The organism is Niveispirillum sp. CC-CTL257 (genome assembly GCF_059489915.1).
In genome coordinates this window covers 212,979-227,197 of record NZ_JCAJXE010000001.1, presented here as the reverse complement: position 1 = coordinate 227,197, position 14,219 = coordinate 212,979, and the positions used below count along the sequence as shown (strand labels likewise).

Sequence of the window (14,219 nt, the reverse complement as noted above, 5' to 3'; positions counted from 1 at the left end):
CGCGTTTGTCATGATCGCCCCCTCGCCCGATCCCGCCACATGCTCTATCTTCGCCAGCAACGCCCGGCAAACGGGCGCGAGCGATAAAGGGAAAACAACATGGCAGTTTCGGACGTTGGGGTAAAATCGGGCGGCGGCATCCTGGGGGCGATTGAACGGGTGGGGAATCGGTTGCCCGATCCCGCCACCCTGTTCCTGATTGCCATCGCGATCCTGGTGGCGCTGTCGGCCATCCTGTCGGGCATGGGCGTATCGGCTGTCCATCCCGGTACCGGCAAAGAACTGGTCGCCACCAATCTTCTGTCGGCGGACAATATCCGCCGCTTCCTGACCGACCTGCCCACCATCTTCGCCAGCTTCCCGCCACTGGCCGTTGTGCTGCTCTGTGTGATGGGCGTGGGTGTCGCGGAAAAGACGGGCTTGATCGGCGTCTCGCTGGGTGCCCTGGTCCGCGCCATGCCGAAAAGCCTGCTGACCGTGACGGTCGTTTTCGCAGGCGTGCAGTCCAGCATGGCGACCGATGCCGGCTATGTCGTGCTGATCCCGCTGGCCGGCATGCTGTTCCACAGCTCCGGTCGCCACCCGATCGCCGGCATCGCGGCGGCCTTTGCGGGCGTGTCCGCTGGCTTTTCCTCCAATCTGCTGGTCACCTCGCTCGACCCGCTGCTGGGCGGGATCAGTACGGCTGCCGCCCGTCTGGTCGATCCGGGCTATGAGGTGCTGGCAACGGCCAACTGGTATCTGATGGCGGGCTTCGTGCCGCTCTTCACCATTATCGGCACCATCGTCACCGACCGTTTCATCGAACCGCGTCTTATGCGCACGGCCCCCGTCGCCGCCGGTCTGACCATTACGGTGGAACAGACCAGCGCCGAGCAGCAGGCCAACGAAAAGCGGGGCCTGCGTTTCGCGGGTCTGGCGATCCTGGCCATCACCACCCTGTTCGGCGTTGCCGTCGTCCCGGACGGCGCCATCCTGCGTGATGCGGCAGGGACGGTTGAACCCTTCCTGCGCGGCATCGTGGCGGTCCTGTTCATCAGCTTCCTGATCATCGGCATCGCCTATGGCGTCGGCGCCCGCATCATCCGCAATGATCGCGACGTCGTGAAGATGATGAGCCAGTCCATGTCCGACATGGGCGCCTATATTGTGCTGGCATTCTGCTGCGCGGTGTTCATCGCCCTGTTCGGGTGGTCGAACCTGGGCGGTATCCTGGCCGTGAATGGGGCGGCCTTCCTGAAGGAAGCGGGCTTCACTGGCCTGCCGCTGATGCTGGCAATCATCCTGGTATCGGCCCTGATCAACATCCTGGTCGGCAGCGCATCGGCGAAGTGGGCCATCCTAGGTCCCGTCATGGTGCCGATGCTGATGCTGCTGGGCATCACGCCGGAGGCGACGCAGGCCGCCTATCGCGTGGGTGACAGCTTCACCAACCCGATCACGCCGCTGCTGCCCTACTTCCCGCTGATCCTGATCATGTGCAAGCGCTATGTGCCGGAATTTGGCATCGGCTCTCTGCTGGCGACCATGCTGCCTTTGGCCATGTGGATGGGTATCGGTGCGGTCCTGATGTTCAGTGGCTGGTATATGCTGGACCTGCCGCTGGGTCCGGGGGCCTATGTGCATATGCCGGTCGGTTCCTGATGATCCCCGCGCCCGACAGCTGGGTCACCCCCTGCCCGCCCGAACGCGGGGGCGGGCTTTGGGTGGAACCGGGCGGCTTTCATGTCGATCCGACCCGGCCTGTCGACCGCGCGGTGATCACCCATGGTCATTCCGACCATGCACGGCCAGGGCATACCCATGTCCTGGCCACCCCCGGCACGCTTGCCATCATGCATGCGCGCCTGGGCGATGGGGCGGGGGCCTCACAACAGCCCCTACCCTATCATCAGCCGCTCCGCATCGGGGAGGTGACGGTCCGCCTCGTCCCCGCCGGCCATGTGCTGGGATCGGCCCAGGTGGTGATGGAATGGCGGGGCAGCCGGGTGGTGGTGTCGGGTGATTACAAGCGCCGGTTTGATCCCACCTGCGCGCCCTTCGAACCCGTCCCCTGCGATGCGTTCATTACCGAGGCCACCTTTGGCCTGCCGGTCTTCCGCCACCCGCCGGTGGAGGGCGAAATCGCCCGGCTGCTGCACACGCTGTCGGTCTTCCCCGAACGCACCATCGTGGTCGGCTGTTACGCGCTGGGCAAGTGCCAGCGCCTGATCGCGGAGTTGCGCCGCGCCGGCTATGACAGGCCGCTCTATCTCCACGGTGCCCATCTGCCGCTCTGCGCCCTTTATCAGGAACAGGGCGTTGACCTGGGGGACCTGCGTCCCGCCACCGTTGCCGACGCATCGGCCATGCGCGGCGGCATCGTGCTGGCCCCGCCCTCGGCCATGGCCGACAAATGGCTGCGCCGGATGCCGGACCCGCTGCCGGCCTACGCGTCAGGCTGGATGCGGGTGCGGGCCCGGGCCCGACAGCATGGCATCGAACTGCCGTTGATCGTGTCCGACCATGCCGATTGGGACGAACTGTGCCAGACGGTGACGGATGTCGCCCCCGGCGAACTCTGGGTCACCCATGGCAGCGAGGAAGCGCTGGTCCATTGGGCCACGACGCAAGGCGTGAAGGCCAAGCCTCTGCACCTAGTCGGGTTCGGGGAGGAGGAGTAATGCAACACTTCTCATCCTTGCTCGACGCGCTGGCCTATATGCCATCCCGTAATGGCAAACTGCGCCTGATCGCCGACTACCTGGACCATGCGCCCGATCCCGATCGCGGCTATGGTCTGGCCGCCCTGACCGGTGACTTGTCTTTTACGGCGGCCAAGGCCGGGATGATCAAGGAACTGGTCGCCACCCGCGTGGATGCCGCCCTGTTCGGCTGGTCCTATGATTTTGTGGGCGATCTGGCCGAAACCGTGGCGCTGATCTGGCCCACCCCGCCCGGCATCAACCGCCCGCCGCCGGGATTGGCAGAGGTGGTGGAGGGGCTTTCCACCGCCAAACGTGGCACCGTCCCGGCCCTGCTGTCCGACTGGCTGGACAGCCTTGACGCTACAGGCCGCTGGGCGCTTTTGAAGCTGATCACCGGCGGCTTGCGCATCGGCGTCTCTGCCCGCATGGCCAAGACGGCGCTGGTCGACTGGGCCAATGCCAGGGGGGCAGAGGCCAGCGTGGAGCAGGTGGAGGAACTGTGGCATGGCCTGTCTCCACCCTACGCCCCCCTGTTCGGCTGGCTGACCGGCAAGGCGGAGAAGCCGGGCGTCAGCGATACAGGCGGCTTCCGGCCCATGATGCTGGCCCACCCGCTGGAAGAAGGCGACATCCAGACCCTGAATCCCGCCGATTACCGGGCGGAATGGAAATGGGACGGTATCCGGGTGCAGCTGGTGGCACGCGGCACCGCCGATCTGGCCCGTATCTATAGCCGAACCGGCGACGAAATCGCGGCGACCTTCCCCGACGTCGCATCCCATATGGGTTTTCACGCCGTGCTGGATGGCGAATTGCTGGTGGCCCGCGATGGCCGCATCGCGCCCTTCAATGATTTGCAACAGCGCCTGAACCGCAAGCGGGTGACGGCCCCGATGCTGCGGGACTTTCCCGCCCGGGTCCGTCTTTACGACATGCTGTTCGATGGCGCGGAAGACCTCCGCGCTCTGCCCTTTGATGAACGCCGCCGCCGGCTGGAGGACTGGTTTGCCCGCACCAATCCGTCCGGTATGGACCTGTCGCCCCTTGTTCCCTTTACCGATTGGGACCATCTGGCCCATCTGCGCCTGTCGGCCCGTGACGCCGGTGTGGAGGATGGCTCCATCGAAGGGCTGATGCTGAAACGGGCCGACAGCCCCTATATCGGTGGTCGCCCCAAGGGCCCCTGGTTCAAGTGGAAGCGCGGGCCATTGACGGCGGATTGCGTGCTGATGTACGCCCAGCGTGGGCATGGCAAGCGGTCCAGCTTCTACAGCGACTATACATTCGGGGCGTGGCGCGGTACGCCTGGAGAGGGCGGGGAACTGGTGCCCGTCGGCAAGGCCTATTCCGGCTTTACCGATGCGGAACTGGCCGAGATCGACCGCTGGGTACGCAACCACACCACCAACCGTTTCGGTCCCGTGCGGGAGGTGGAGCACGGTCTGGTGTTTGAGGTAGCGTTCGACAGCGTCCACCGCTCGACACGGCACAAGAGCGGCATCGCCATGCGCTTTCCCCGCATTTCGCGGCTGCGCTGGGATAAGCCGGCGGCAGAGGCCGACCGGTTGGAGATTTTGGAAAGGATGGTGGGCACATGACGCTGAAACGGGCTTATTCCGCCGAACCGAATGCCGATGAAACCATCCGCCGCCTGAAGGTTGGGCGCACCCACACCCGGCTGGCCGGTGTGATCGCGGCTGGCATCGGCCTGCTGATCATTCCCGCCTGGATCAGTGGTATCGGCATGAATGTCTTCAAGCTGGAAGAAAAAACCATCACCGTCTTCCCCTCGCTGCTCACCGAGGAGGCGGCAAAGGCCGAAGCCTTGAAGGTTAAGGAAGAGGCCGAGACCTTCAGGCAGCAGAAGCAGGCCGAAGAGAAGCCGTAACCATCAGCACTCCCCCTCCTCCCCGTCCGCCGCCTTCATGGCCTTCAGGTCGGGGGGCGGACGGTTGGCGGCGCGCGGCGGGGTGGGGGTCAGCGGCACATGCTGATCCACCATGGCCCGCCTCTCGGCAAGGCCCAGCCATTCGGGCAGCAGCTTCGCCGCCGCCTTGTCGCCATCGAATTGGATGGCACCACGGCGCAGCGCCTCGTCCCACGCCTCATACCCCATCCATATCCGGCACATCAGGCCCACATCCACCTCCACTGCCAGGGTGACGGGATAGCCCGGGTCTTGATGACAGACATCGGCATCGTTGGAAGTCAGCACCAGCCAGACCCGGCGGACGGCCGCGAACTGTCGCGGAACACCGCGAAAATGGAAGCGCAGGACGTGCCGGCCGGGCGTCACCCGCTCCAGCATCACCTTGCGGTGGATGTCCCACATCAGCAGGGTCGGGTCCATGTCGTCCTGCGTGGGCAAGCTGCGGCCCCAGCGCCGACCCCAGAGATGAAGCGCCTCCACCATGGGGCGGAAGGCCTCCCCCGCTTCAGTCAGCAGCCAGTCATGGCCCCGCGCCCGCCGCTCCGCCCGCACCACACCCGCCCGTTCCAGTTCCCGCAACCGCTGCGCCAGAAGCGTGCGGGACATCAGCGGCAGGCCGCGATGAATATCGTTGAAGCGCGTGCTGCCCATCATCAGCTCCCGCAGGATCAACGGCGTCCAGCGGGTGGCGAAAATCTCCGCCGCCTTGGAAACGGGGCAGAACTGGCCATAGGTCATGGGACGGTTTCCACAAGGAGCGCGACGGTACAGTCATTGTACTTGAGAGAGACGGCCTGTCGCGATGGATTAAGGTTAATTCCGGAACGGCGGAAGGATGACCCAACAGGACAGAAGATGACAGGCAATATGATGTTGGCTCCGGCGGCGACCGGCCTTACCGAAACGGCGCAGGCCCTGGGACGGGCTTTCGCCCTGCGCGCAGCTGAACTGGACGAAACCGACGGTTTCTCGCAGGAAAATGCCACCACCCTGAAACAATCGCCGCTGCTGACCGCGGGCATCCCGCGTGAATTGGGAGGCGGCGGGGCCGACGGAACCGAACTGGGGGCCATGCTGACGGAACTGGGGCGGCATTGCGGGTCCACAGCCCTGTGGTTTTCCATGCACACCCATCAGGTGGCGGTGGCCGCATGGCGCTTCCGCCATCTGGGTGCGCCCACGGCCCCCCTGCTGTTCCGGGTCGTCAAGGACCGGCTGCTGCTGATGTCCAGCGGCGGGTCGGACTGGCTGCCCGGATCGGGCCGGGCGGAACGGGTGGAAGGCGGCTATCGCATCCATGCCCGCAAGGTTTTCGCCAGTGGTGCCCCGGCGGGTGATCTGCTGCTGACCTGCGCCATCGACGAACAGGCCGAGGAAGGCCCCCAGGTCCTGCATTTCGCGGTTCCCATGAAGGCGCCGGGCGTGCGGATCGAACCAACCTGGCAGGCCATGGGCATGCGCGGCACCGGTTCGCACGATGTCGTCCTGGACGGGTTCTTCCTGGATGCCGACGCGGTATCAGGCCGGCGGTCGCCCGGCGTCTGGCACCCCCTGTTCCATATCATCAGCATGGTGGCCTTCCCGCTGGTCTATTCGGCCTATCTGGGTGTGGCCATGGCCGCGCGGGACAGGGTGCTGTCGCTGTTGTCGGGCCGCAGGCCGGATGCACACCTGACCGCTGCGGTGGGGGCGATGGAAACGGAACTCTGCCTTGCCACCCTGGCGGTGGAGCGGATGCGGGAACTGTCGGTCACGGCCAAACCGGGGCCGGAGACGACCAACGCCATCTTCCAGGCCCGCACCCTGGCGGCGCGTGGCATGCTGTCGACGCTGGACAAGGCGATGGCGGCAGCGGGCGGGGCCGGGTTCCGGCGGGTGAACGGCCTGGAACGGCTGTTCCGCGATATCCAGGGGGTACGCTACCACCCGCTGACCGAGGGGCCGCAGGCCGAACTGGCGGGGCGGCTGACCCTGGGCCTGTCCATTGATCCGTGATGGCGCGTCATCGGCGGGCCAGGGGCGGCCCGCCGGTTTGCGTGATTACTTCAGGAAGTCGCTGTCGAAATCCGGTGCCGGGATTTCCAGATAGCGCAGGCGCTTCATCTCCCGCCGGCCCCGCGTGACCGTGTCCAGGATCAGACCGCAGGTCAGCGACAGGAAGGACAGCAGGCCCAGACCGGTCGCCAGCACCGCCGTGGGGAAGCGTGGCACCAGACCGGTTTCGTAATAGGTGATGAACAGCGGCACCGCGATGATCACCGAAATCAGGGCCAGCAGCACCGCGACCAGCCCGAAGGACTGCATCGGTCGCTCCTCCTTGATCAGCTTGCCGATCATCCACAGGATGCGGAACCCGTCGCGGAAGGTGGACAGTTTCGACACCGACCCCGGTGCCCGGTCCTTGTAGGGCGTTTCCACCTCGCCCAGCGGCATGCTCATTTCCAGGGCATGCACCACCAGCTCGGTTTCAATCTCAAACCCGCCGGCCAGGACGGGGAAGCTTTTCACAAAGCGGCGGGAGAAGACGCGGTAACCCGACAGAAGATCATCGGTACGCTTGCCGAAGACCATGGTGACCAGGGTGGTCAGCATGACATTGCCCAGCCGGTGACCGGCGCGATAATTCTCCCAGTCGGTGACGCGGGCACCGTTGACCATGTCCAGCTTCTCATCCAGAAGCTTGGCCACCAGCTTGCCCGCACTGGGCGCGTGATAGGTGTCGTCGCCATCGACCATCACATACACGTCCGCCTCGATATCGGCGAACATGCGGCGCACGACATTGCCCTTGCCCTGCAACGGCTCCCGCCGCACCACGGCCCCGGCTGCCTTGGCAATCTCCGAGGTGCGATCCTTGGAGTTATTGTCATAGACATAGATGGTGGCGGTCGGCAGGGCGGCCTTGAAGTCGCGCACGACGGCTTCGATGGAGGCTTCTTCGTTGTAGCAGGGCACCAGCACGGCGATGCGCGGCGCACCCTGGGTCAGACTGTCAGACATGGGATATTCGGGTCCGGTTGGACAGGGGTTGGATGACGACACAGATAACACGGATATTCAGGGAAAGCTGCGGCGGAAACGCGGCGCTTTCATGTCCGTGTGCATTCATCCCCTTGGATCACAGCAACTTGACCAGCGCCGCCGTCGCCGCAACCTGACCGATCAGGACCGGCAGAAGCCATTTGAACAGATCGGCCTTGAAATTCTGGATATCAGCGCGCAGCTCGGATTTGGTTTCAGCTAACTCGGACCTTAGTTCCGCCAACTCCGATCTCAGAAACGCCTTGGTCACCACATCATCACGATCCATCTCCCGCGCATCGCGAACGATGTCGGTCACCACTTCAGCCTGTGTGTCGGTGAAGCCGGCTTCCTTGAGCCGTTTCACTACGCGATGCGTATCCATGACCATCTGCATAGAATGCCACCTAACCTGCACACTGGCAATGTAGCGTAGGTTGGCGCTGCTTCCAGGTGCAGGATCACCCATCAGTTGGCGCAACAACCACCTTGCGCAACCGGCACAGCATCATCGGTTCATCCAGGTTGGACTTCACCAGCCCGCAATCGCTCATATCTGCGGACAGCCCGTAATAGGGTAGGATATGTTCCGCCGTCCAAATCTCCCAATGCGCGACCAGCCAGAAAATATCCCCTTGATGCGCGTCGATGCGTTCATGCATGGCGCGGTTCAACAGGATGTCGCCATGGTCGGGATGGATGAAATAGCTGTGGATGCGCAGGAACGGCACGTTCTTCGGGAACCCATAGGCCAGGAAGCTGGTGGGTGCGTAGCCGGTCTGGATCACGATGGTGTTGTCCGGGTTGGGCAGGTCGGGAATCGACACTTCCACGAACTTGTCCGCAAATGGCACCCGCGCCCAGGTGCCGGGCCGGGCCGTCACGGTGACCAGCGCCAGCAGGGCCAACACCACCACTCCTTTGGCCCGGCGTGGCAGCGGCCACAGCGCGATGGCCGCCACCACCAACAAGGGTGCCATCATCTCCAGCGGGATGAGGTAGCGATAGATGGCGAACAGCTTCAGCCACGCCAGATAGGTCAAGCCCCCGGCCACCAGCAGGTACAGCGCCGGCCGGAACGGCACCATCACATCCTGTTGGGCGGCATCGCGCTTGCCCATAAACCGCCCGGCCAGCGCCAGGAACGGGGTCAGCATCAAGACCACCACCATCACCGGCACGCGCAGGTCGGTGAAGATGATCTCCCCCACCTTCTTCGGGTCCATCAGCCACGTATAGGGGAAGATCAAACTGTTCCAAAGGCCATGGGGCAGGAACTTGTCATCCCGGTACGCCTCCGGCACGCCCCAGGGCGACTTAAAGAAATCGTTGAAATAGGGGAATAGCGGGTTTTGATAGGTAGACCAGAGGTGCCACATCCAATGGCCGGAAAACAGCGCCATGCCGGCAATAACGCCGATGCCGAAGAAAAACGACAGGAACATCCGCCGCCAGAAGGTGCCGGCCACCGCCAGGAAGGCAAAGCACAGCCCCACCGCGTAGGGCAGCGTCGGCTGCTTCAGGCCAACCGCCGACCCGACCAGCAGGCCGGCGATGAAGACAATGGGAAACGCCACCTTGGGCACCCCGGCCCAGACATCATCGGCCCGCGCCATGACCAGCCAGGCGCTACCCAGCACGAACAGGCTGATGACGTTGTCGTAAAAGGTGGTGCCCAGCAGACCCATCTGCCCCGCTCCGGCGAAGCAGACCAGGGCCAGCGCCACCGACCCCAGCGCCCGCGCACGCCCCCCCAACACCGGCAGCAGCAGCCAGGCGATCCCCGTCAGCGGCAGCAGGTTCAAGCCCTGCACCCAGGACAGAATGAAGGACACGGCGCGGCCCGGCAGAGCCTGCGCCAGCCAATAGACGGGAATGTCCAGCGTGGGGTTATAGAAGGTCGCCACCTGCGCCGGTGCCACATCCTGCACCAGCTCCCTTCCCTCCAGGAAGGCCATGGCATTGTACCAATGGTAATTGCGCAGGTCCCAGTTCCCGTCCTGACCCAGGCTTAACGAATAGAACGCCACCAGCAGGGGCAGCAGGATCAGCAGCGCCACAAGAATGGCGCGCGGCTGTAAGGGACGGTGGCTGGGGGACATGGGGGGTCCGAGATGATGGTTAAGCTGTTCCGGTGATAAGCCTGCATCCGGGCGCAATCAAGGCGGACGCGCGCCGTCTTATTCCTGAACGGTTTCTGAACGGCACTTTCAGGGGCCGTTCAGGTTCGCCCCCCTATTGTCGCGTCTGACACCGGCCCGCTTTCAGGCCGGTCGCTTGGCAGACAATGACAGGAGCTTTCACATGTCCCGCACCGCAACCATCACCGGCCCGTTCGAAGGTGGTTACCGCTTCACCCAGACCAATGGCACCATCACCGGTGTGCAGGAGATGGAGAAAGGCCGCTGGCAGAATGAGAAGATCGACCGCAATGAAAGCTGGTCGGTCACCGCCAATGGCGTGGTGAAGACCGAAACCGACCGCGACGGGACGGAGGTCACGCTCTACGCCGATGCCGATGGCGACGGCGTGTTTTTCGAGGCCTACAGCCTCAACCGCCCCGTCAGCGGCACTCTGGACGATTCCCGCCGCCTCACCTTCGACAGCGCCGGAACAGTCACGACCATTCAGGAATGGGACGATGGTCGCTGGGAAACCGAACGCCCCGACCGGAACGAGACCTGGCAGCTGCGCGACGGTCTGGTCGTCAAAACGGAGATCGAGAAGGGCCGCGCCGAATGGACCGTCTATGCCGACAGCAATAATGACGGCACCTGGACCGAACTGGCCGAGGGTCAGGGCACGCTGGACCTTGTGGGCGTGAAGGCGCTGCTGTCCGGCCTGACCGCCGAAGGGTTGGCATACTGAAGCAACAGTCGTAGGTCCGGTCGGGGCGACAAGCCCCGCCCTGACTTACGCCGCCCGTAACTGCTGCTTTCATCCACCCGATCTGCTATGCTTTGCCCCATCAACACCATACCTGCGCCTACCCCCGTTCGAAGCTGACAGCTTTCGGACTCCGAAGCTTTTCCGTGCAACACACCCTGATTTTCTGTTTCATCCTGTTGCACGAGCCGCGTCCCGTCAGCGTTTGCACCGCCCCGCTCTCTCTGAAACATCAACTCAAACTGTGTTTCACAGCGTTGCGTAGACCCGTATCGTCATCTGCCCTGCCGCCGGAGAGAACCCCCGCCCATGCGCCTCGTGCTGCTGCCCCTCTGCCTGTTCCTGGCCCTGGCCGGCGCGCCGCATGTCTGGGCCGATGATGACGATGATGATGACCGCGCCGACCATGACCGCGCCCGCGCGGCACTGGAGCGGGGGGAGATCATGTCTCTGCGGACCATCATGGAAAAGGCAGAGGCCGACTATCCCGGTCGCCTGCTGGAGGTGGAGCTGGAAACCAAGCATGGGCGCTTCGTCTATGACATTGAGATCCTGGCCGCCGACGGGCGGCTGGTGGAGCTTCTGTACGATGCCGCCGATGGCAAGCTGCTGAAGGCCAAGGCCGCCGGTAAGGACCTGCTGAAGGAGAAAAAGTGATGCGCATCCTGGTGGCAGAGGATGACGCCAACCTGCGGCGGCAGTTGATCCAAGCCTTGAACGAGGCCGGCTATGTTGCCGACGCCGCACCCGACGGGGTGGAGGCCGCCTTCATGGGCGAGACGGAGCCTTATGACGCCATCGTGCTGGATCTGGGTTTGCCGGGCCGCGATGGCCTGTCGGTGCTGCGCGATTGGCGGGCGGCGGGTCGGGCCATGCCCGTCCTGATCCTGACGGCGCGTGGCACCTGGCAGGAAAAGGTGGAGGGCATGGATGCCGGGGCCGATGATTATCTGGCCAAGCCCTTCCGCATGGAGGAATTGCTGGCCCGCCTGCGCGCCCTGATAAGGCGTGCTGGCGGACAGGCATCCCCGGCGCTCACCTGTGGTCCCGTCAGCCTGGATACGCGCACGGGCCGCGTCACGGTCTCGGGCACGCCCGTCATCCTGACGGCCCATGAACAGCGGGTGCTGTCCTACATGATGCATCATCAGGGGCGCATCCTGTCGCGCACCGAACTGACCGAACATATCTATGCCCAGGATTTCGACCGCGACAGCAACACGATTGAGGTGTTCATCGGCAGGCTGCGGCGCAAGCTGGGGGCCAATGTGATCCATACTGAACGCGGCCAGGGCTACCGGATGGAAGCGGTCTGATGCGGCGCGGGTCACTGGGGCTTCGTCTGCTGGCACTGGCCTTTGTCTGGGTGACCCTGGCCCTGGCGGTTGCCGGCTGGCTGCTGACCGATATTTTCCGCAACCATGTGGAGGTGGAGCTGGCCCGCCATGCCGAACTGCACCTGGATGAGCTGACGGTGGCCCTGCATCCGGGTGCCGGCGGGCGGGTGTCGGTATCGCGCGACCTGTCCGACCCGCGCTTCCAGCGGCCCCTGTCGGGCCTCTACTGGCAGGTGGCGGATGATCAGGGCGTGACCCTGCGCTCCCGCTCCCTCTGGGATCAGCAACTGCGCCCCGACGGGACCGTGCCCGACGATGGTGCCCTGCATCGCCGCACCGCCACAGGACCGGACGGAGAGGCACTGCTGGTCTGGTCGCGCCGTGTGCGCCTGCCCGAGAGAGAGAGCCCGGTGGAGGTGTCGGTGGCGGCCACCACTGCCGACCTGACCGCCGCCACACGCCGCTTTGCAGAGGTTCTGGCCCTGTCGCTGGGCGTGCTGGCGCTGGGCCTGTTGGGGGCGGCCCTGGTGCAGGTGCGCCTGGGTCTGGTGCCGCTGGACCGGCTGCGGCGGGCATTGGCCGACCTGCGGGCGGGTAACACTTCCCGGCTGATCGGGGCCTTCCCGTCGGAGGTGCAGCCGCTGGCTGATGATTTGAACCAGCTTCTGGCGGATAATGCGGAAATGCTGGACCGCGCCCGAACCCAGGCCGGCAATCTGGCCCATGCCCTGAAGACGCCGCTGACCATCATCGCCAATTCTGCCAGCACCCTGTCCGATCCCACCGAATCGGCCCTGATCCAGGCAGAGGCCGAGCGGATGCGCCGGCAGATCGACCGCCACCTGACCCGTGCCCGTGCCGCCGCGATGGCCAAAGGTGCCGGCCTGCGCACGCCCGTCCTGCCGACCCTGCGCCCGCTGGCCCGTACCATTGCGCGACTGCATCCCGACCGGGATATCGACGTGGCGCTCAGCGGGGATGACGCGCTGTCCTTCCGGGGGGAGGCGCAGGATCTGGCGGAAATGGCCGGCAACCTGCTGGATAATGCTGCCAAATGGTGTCGAGGCCACGTCACCCTGTCCGTCACGGCGGACGGGGCGGAACGGTTGCGGATGGTCATTGAGGATGATGGGCCGGGTATCCCGGCGGCCGAACGCGCCGCCGTCCTGGCGCGGGGTGTGCGCCTGGATGAGGCGGTGCCCGGCAGCGGCCTGGGTCTGGCCATCGTCGATGATCTGGCCCGCCTCTACGGCGGCGACCTGACCCTGGATCAGGCGGATGGTGGCGGCCTGCGGGCCGTGCTGTCCCTGCCACGCGGATAGTGTACGCCGCCGGACAGTGGGTGTCCGCTTTCGAACAGTCGACAAGGGATCGCAACCATGGGTTTGGCGGAATTCCTTGGCTTACTGACTTGGCAAGCTGCTTGCTGTGTTCACCCCACGGGGCCGGGCATCCCCCTTCCTGCAATGCCCGGTCCTGCCTGCCAGGGTCCCGTGCGGATCGTCCCCCCGTTCACCGGATGGGTTCGCCGGCCCTGGCAGCCCCACTTACTGCGCCGGCACCGGCTCCGCCATGCGGGTCAGGAAGCCGCGCAGTTCCGGGATGCCCAAGCCCGTCTCCGCCGAGGTGGCCAGGACTTCCGGGTGGGCGGCGCCATGGGTCTTCAGGGCCAACGCCACCTGGGTGCGGATCTTGTCAATGGCGCCGGGCTTCAGCGTGTCGGCCTTGGTCAACACGATCTGATAGCCGACCGCCGTCTGGTCCATCATCTTCATCATGTCGACATCATGCGGCTTCAGCCCATGGCGGGCATCGACCAGTACCAGGGCGCGCTTCAAGGTGACGCGGCCCCGCAGATAGGACTTGATGAAATCGACCCAGGCGGCCGACCGCTCCTTCGACACCTGGGCATAGCCATAGCCGGGCATATCCACCATGACCAACCGGCTGCCCAGATTGAAGAAGTTCAACTGCTGCGTCCGGCCCGGCGTCTGGCTGGTACGGGCTAGCGTCTTGCGCCCCGTCAGGGCATTGACCAGCGACGACTTGCCCACATTCGACCGGCCCGCAAAGCAAATCTCCGGCAGCACCGCTTCCGGCAGCGTGGTCGCTGCTTCGGCCCCCCAGAAGAAGTCGCACTCCTTGGCGAACAGCAGACGCCCGGCCTCGATCTCCATCTCGGTCAGATCACCGATCAGGGACGGGGTGATGGTCAGCGGCTTGGCCATGGCGAAAACTCCTTCTCTTCAAACACACACCCCCGGCACAAAGGCCGGGGGCTTAACGACAACAACGAAGAACTGTCACCCAGGCCGGCGTAAGCCAAGGCGGCGGATGCCGCCGCCCGGTGCCTGAGGG

Annotated in this window: 14 protein-coding genes; 9 read left to right on the top strand and 5 right to left on the bottom strand. The window is 64.9% G+C overall.

Annotation, left to right across the window (positions count from 1 at the left end; translation table 11 throughout):
• Positions 1-99: 99 nt before the first annotated feature.
• Genes ABC729_RS01080 through ABC729_RS01065 form a run of 4 tightly spaced genes read left to right on the top strand, consistent with a single transcriptional unit; the run spans position 100 to position 4,575 of the window.
• Positions 100-1,644 carry an AbgT family transporter gene (locus ABC729_RS01080; RefSeq protein ID WP_495605831.1) on the top strand — a complete coding sequence of 515 codons (1,545 nt, stop codon included), beginning with the start codon at positions 100-102 and terminating at the stop codon, positions 1,642-1,644.
• A complete protein-coding gene (locus ABC729_RS01075) occupies positions 1,644-2,663 on the top strand; it encodes a ligase-associated DNA damage response exonuclease (RefSeq protein WP_495605830.1) in 1,020 nt (339 codons plus the stop codon). Before ABC729_RS01080 ends, ABC729_RS01075 begins: the two co-directional genes overlap by 1 nt.
• Positions 2,663-4,285 carry a cisplatin damage response ATP-dependent DNA ligase gene (locus ABC729_RS01070; RefSeq protein WP_495605829.1) on the top strand — a complete coding sequence of 541 codons (1,623 nt, stop codon included), beginning with the start codon at positions 2,663-2,665 and terminating at the stop codon, positions 4,283-4,285. The genes ABC729_RS01075 and ABC729_RS01070 overlap by 1 nt, the downstream gene beginning before the upstream one ends.
• Entirely contained in the window at positions 4,282-4,575 is a 294-nt protein-coding gene (locus ABC729_RS01065) for a hypothetical protein (RefSeq protein WP_495605828.1), read from the top strand. The genes ABC729_RS01070 and ABC729_RS01065 overlap by 4 nt, the downstream gene beginning before the upstream one ends.
• Positions 4,576-4,578: 3 nt before the next feature.
• On the opposite strand, the gene ABC729_RS01060 is transcribed toward ABC729_RS01065, so the two are convergent.
• Positions 4,579-5,355, bottom strand: coding sequence for a winged helix-turn-helix transcriptional regulator (locus ABC729_RS01060; RefSeq protein ID WP_495605827.1), 777 nt, complete (start codon positions 5,353-5,355; stop codon positions 4,579-4,581).
• Positions 5,356-5,472: 117 nt separating this feature from the next.
• On the opposite strand from ABC729_RS01060, the gene ABC729_RS01055 reads away from it, so the two are divergent.
• On the top strand, positions 5,473-6,612 hold the full coding sequence (locus ABC729_RS01055) for an acyl-CoA dehydrogenase family protein (protein WP_495605826.1): 1,140 nt from the start codon (positions 5,473-5,475) through the stop codon (positions 6,610-6,612).
• A gap of 45 nt (positions 6,613-6,657) precedes the next feature.
• On the opposite strand, the gene ABC729_RS01050 is transcribed toward ABC729_RS01055, so the two are convergent.
• The 3 genes from ABC729_RS01050 to ABC729_RS01040 form a co-directional block, all read right to left on the bottom strand.
• Positions 6,658-7,617 carry a glycosyltransferase family 2 protein gene (locus ABC729_RS01050; RefSeq protein ID WP_495605825.1) on the bottom strand — a complete coding sequence of 320 codons (960 nt, stop codon included), beginning with the start codon at positions 7,615-7,617 and terminating at the stop codon, positions 6,658-6,660.
• Between the two features lie 118 nt (positions 7,618-7,735).
• On the bottom strand, positions 7,736-8,035 hold the full coding sequence (locus ABC729_RS01045) for a coiled-coil domain-containing protein (RefSeq protein ID WP_495605824.1): 300 nt from the start codon (positions 8,033-8,035) through the stop codon (positions 7,736-7,738).
• A 64-nt stretch (positions 8,036-8,099) separates the two neighbouring features.
• Positions 8,100-9,740, bottom strand: a complete 1,641-nt coding sequence (locus ABC729_RS01040; protein WP_495605823.1) for a hypothetical protein — start codon at positions 9,738-9,740, stop codon at positions 8,100-8,102.
• A 202-nt stretch (positions 9,741-9,942) separates the two neighbouring features.
• Between ABC729_RS01040 and ABC729_RS01035 the strand changes: the two genes are divergently transcribed.
• The 4 genes from ABC729_RS01035 to ABC729_RS01020 all read left to right on the top strand — a co-directional run bounded on the left by ABC729_RS01035 (position 9,943) and on the right by ABC729_RS01020 (position 13,183).
• A complete protein-coding gene (locus ABC729_RS01035; protein WP_495605822.1) occupies positions 9,943-10,506 on the top strand; it encodes a hypothetical protein in 564 nt (187 codons plus the stop codon).
• Positions 10,507-10,833: 327 nt separating this feature from the next.
• Positions 10,834-11,181 (top strand): PepSY domain-containing protein, encoded by a 348-nt coding sequence (locus tag ABC729_RS01030; protein ID WP_495605821.1) that lies wholly within the window; start codon positions 10,834-10,836, stop codon positions 11,179-11,181.
• A complete protein-coding gene (locus ABC729_RS01025) occupies positions 11,181-11,840 on the top strand; it encodes a response regulator transcription factor (RefSeq protein WP_495605820.1) in 660 nt (219 codons plus the stop codon). Before ABC729_RS01030 ends, ABC729_RS01025 begins: the two co-directional genes overlap by 1 nt.
• Positions 11,840-13,183, top strand: coding sequence for a sensor histidine kinase (locus ABC729_RS01020; RefSeq protein ID WP_495605819.1), 1,344 nt, complete (start codon positions 11,840-11,842; stop codon positions 13,181-13,183). Before ABC729_RS01025 ends, ABC729_RS01020 begins: the two co-directional genes overlap by 1 nt.
• A gap of 225 nt (positions 13,184-13,408) precedes the next feature.
• Here ABC729_RS01020 and yihA read toward each other — a convergent pair whose 3' ends face one another.
• Positions 13,409-14,089, bottom strand: coding sequence for a ribosome biogenesis GTP-binding protein YihA/YsxC (gene yihA / locus ABC729_RS01015; protein ID WP_495605818.1), 681 nt, complete (start codon positions 14,087-14,089; stop codon positions 13,409-13,411).
• Positions 14,090-14,219: the final 130 nt, after the last annotated feature.

Excerpts from the sequence above, each read along its gene's own strand:
- ABC729_RS01070 (WP_495605829.1), top strand. The coding sequence starts at position 2,663 with ATGCAACACTTCTCATCCTTGCTCGACGCGCTGGCCTATATGCCATCC.
- ABC729_RS01060 (WP_495605827.1), bottom strand. The coding sequence starts at position 5,355 with ATGACCTATGGCCAGTTCTGCCCCGTTTCCAAGGCGGCGGAGATTTTC.
- ABC729_RS01025 (WP_495605820.1), top strand. The coding sequence starts at position 11,181 with ATGCGCATCCTGGTGGCAGAGGATGACGCCAACCTGCGGCGGCAGTTG.
- ABC729_RS01075 (WP_495605830.1), top strand. The coding sequence starts at position 1,644 with ATGATCCCCGCGCCCGACAGCTGGGTCACCCCCTGCCCGCCCGAACGC.
- ABC729_RS01065 (WP_495605828.1), top strand. The coding sequence starts at position 4,282 with ATGACGCTGAAACGGGCTTATTCCGCCGAACCGAATGCCGATGAAACC.
- ABC729_RS01050 (WP_495605825.1), bottom strand. The coding sequence starts at position 7,617 with ATGTCTGACAGTCTGACCCAGGGTGCGCCGCGCATCGCCGTGCTGGTG.
- ABC729_RS01040 (WP_495605823.1), bottom strand. The coding sequence starts at position 9,740 with ATGTCCCCCAGCCACCGTCCCTTACAGCCGCGCGCCATTCTTGTGGCG.
- ABC729_RS01080 (WP_495605831.1), top strand. The coding sequence starts at position 100 with ATGGCAGTTTCGGACGTTGGGGTAAAATCGGGCGGCGGCATCCTGGGG.
- ABC729_RS01045 (WP_495605824.1), bottom strand. The coding sequence starts at position 8,035 with ATGCAGATGGTCATGGATACGCATCGCGTAGTGAAACGGCTCAAGGAA.
- ABC729_RS01035 (WP_495605822.1), top strand. The coding sequence starts at position 9,943 with ATGTCCCGCACCGCAACCATCACCGGCCCGTTCGAAGGTGGTTACCGC.
- ABC729_RS01030 (WP_495605821.1), top strand. The coding sequence starts at position 10,834 with ATGCGCCTCGTGCTGCTGCCCCTCTGCCTGTTCCTGGCCCTGGCCGGC.
- ABC729_RS01020 (WP_495605819.1), top strand. The coding sequence starts at position 11,840 with ATGCGGCGCGGGTCACTGGGGCTTCGTCTGCTGGCACTGGCCTTTGTC.
- ABC729_RS01055 (WP_495605826.1), top strand. The coding sequence starts at position 5,473 with ATGACAGGCAATATGATGTTGGCTCCGGCGGCGACCGGCCTTACCGAA.
- yihA (WP_495605818.1), bottom strand. The coding sequence starts at position 14,089 with ATGGCCAAGCCGCTGACCATCACCCCGTCCCTGATCGGTGATCTGACC.